Source organism: Pseudomonas sp. JH-2 (assembly GCF_036231725.1).
In the GTDB taxonomy this organism is placed as follows: Bacteria; Pseudomonadota; Gammaproteobacteria; order Pseudomonadales; family Pseudomonadaceae; genus Pseudomonas; species Pseudomonas delhiensis.
The window spans coordinates 1-1275 of the sequence record NZ_JAZAQP010000111.1 but is presented as its reverse complement, the minus strand read 5'-3'; the positions used below and the strand labels follow the sequence as shown (position 1 = coordinate 1275).

At 67.7% G+C, this 1275-nt stretch carries 1 protein-coding gene; it reads right to left on the bottom strand.

The annotated features are described in order from the left end of the window. Positions 1-1275: OprD family porin (locus VV867_RS30925; protein ID WP_328568436.1), on the bottom strand; the 1275-nt coding region annotated here is incomplete at both ends.

Genomic DNA, 1275 nt, shown 5'->3' with positions numbered 1-1275 from the left:
GATCAACCGGTTCTCGTCCTGGTCCCGCTGCGTCGCCGTGCCCGAGCCGCTGACCGGCAGGCCGCTGCGCATGGTGGCGTTCTTCCAGGCCAGGCCCAGGCCCTTGAAGGTGCCCTCGGGGACCACGTAGCCCACGGCGATGTCGCGTTCCCACTCGCCCTGGTCGCCGCGGCCGGTCTTGATGTCGTCGGCGTTGAGGTAGAGCACGCTGAAGGTCAGGCCCGGCACGCCGAGCTTGGCGAAGTCGTAGGCGTAGCGGCCGATCCAGGTGCGCTCGCCGGCGTGGTTGAACTTCAGCAGCTGGGCGTCGGTGTGCAGGTAGGTGCTGGTGCCTTCGCCATCGCCGCGGTTCAGGTAGGGGAAGTCGCTGTCGCCGGTGAGCACCTGGTAGCCGGCGCCGAGGCTGTGGCCGCCGAGGCTGTAGGTGAGCAGGCCGCTGTAGACGTTGTTGTCCACCTCGCCCTTGGTCACGCCGCTGCCGTAGTAGCCGCTGCTGACGTAGCCGTCCTTGCGCCCGGCGGTGCTGCCGTTCTTGCCGTCGGAATCGCTGATGAATACCCGCAGGTCGGTCTTCAGGGTGCCCGGGCCGATCGCCCAGTTGTGCGTCAGGCCGAGGAAGTGCTGCTGGTAGAAGTCGGTCAGCTGGCCGTAGTAGTACTGCAGCGTCAGGTCCTTGGTGGCCTTGTAGTCGCCGCCGGCGAAGTAGAACTTGTTGCTGTCGCGGGAACTGGCGGTGCTGCCGTTGGCGCCGGCGATGGACATGCTGCGCCAGTCGGTGGAGTTGCGGCCCTTGGTGTGGCTGAGCTGGCCGCCGATCAGCGTCAGGTCCTTGAACTCGTTGGAGGTGACCTGGCCGCCCTCGTAGGTCATCGGCAGCAGGCGCGCGTCGTTGTAGACCACCACCGGCAGCTTGGGCTGCAGGGTGCCGTAGCGGAACTCGGTCCTGGAGACCTTGGCCTTGGCGGTCAGGCCCAGGCTGCTGAACTCGTCCACCGCGCTGCCGTCGCTCTCCAGCGGGAAGATGGTGCCCGGCTGGCGGTCGATGCCGCTCTTGCCGGACTTGCCGCCGCCGTCCAGGCGCAGGCCGAGCAGGCCCAGGGCGTCGACGCCGAAGCCGACGGTGCCCTCGGTGAAACCGGAGGCGTAGTTGAGCATGAAGCCCTGGCCCCATTCTTCCTGCTTGCTCGGCGAGGCGGGGCCGTTGCGGTTGTCGGTGTTGATGTAGAAGTTGCGCAGGCCGAGGCTGGCCTTGCTGTCCTCGATGAATCCGCCGGC